The organism is Bacillus hominis, assembly GCF_018332515.1.
GTDB lineage: Bacteria > Bacillota > Bacilli > Bacillales > Bacillaceae_G > Bacillus_A > Bacillus_A hominis.
The window spans coordinates 1-772 of record NZ_BOQD01000355.1 but is presented as its reverse complement, the minus strand read 5'-3'; the positions used below and the strand labels follow the sequence as shown (position 1 = coordinate 772).

At 37.3% G+C, this 772-nt stretch carries 1 protein-coding gene; it reads right to left on the bottom strand.

The features are described from left to right. Positions 1-13: 13 nt before the first annotated feature. Positions 14-772, bottom strand: a 759-nt coding sequence (locus KI356_RS24575; RefSeq protein WP_212936738.1) for an asparaginase, incomplete at its 5' end; no start/stop codon positions are given.

Genomic DNA, 772 nt, shown 5'->3' with positions numbered 1-772 from the left:
CGACAGCTTTTTTTTATTCGTGCATAAACATATTTTGGATTGTTTCATGAGAATTTGTATTCTCTAATGCGACTAGTAGTTTGATACGTGCTTTTTGAGCATTTAAACCGTATGTGAATACAATGCCCATATCTTTTAATTGTTTGCCGCCACCTTCATACGAATATACATCTTGAACGATACCGTTAAAGCAACGAGAAACTAATACAATTGGAATGCCTTTTTCTATTAATCGCCCTAGACTAGGAAGTGTTCTTGGGGGTAAATTACCTTGTCCAAGTGCTTCAATAACAATTCCGTCTACTGGTAGTGTTTCGATTGCTGATAATAATGTATCATCCATACCTGCGTATGCTTTTAGAACGACAACGTTTTTGGAAATTTGTCGTACTGTGTATGTTTCGTGATGCACTAAAGCATGATGGAAAACAACACCGCGTTTTGTTACCATACCGATTGGTCCGTACTGTGGACTTTGGAATGTCGCGACATTACTTGTGTGCGTTTTTGTTACATTTGTAGCACAATGTATTTCGTCGTTTAATACGACTAGAACGCCTTTTTCAGCAGCTTCATTACTACTAGCAACTTTTACAGCTGATAAGAAATTATATAGACCATCGGCACCTAATTCATTACTAGAACGCATTGCCCCTGTCACAATGATTGGGATAGTTGCTTGAACTGTTAAATCAAGAAAATAAGCTGTCTCTTCTAATGTATCGGTACCATGCGTAATGACTACGCCATGAATATTATCTTGTTTTACTCT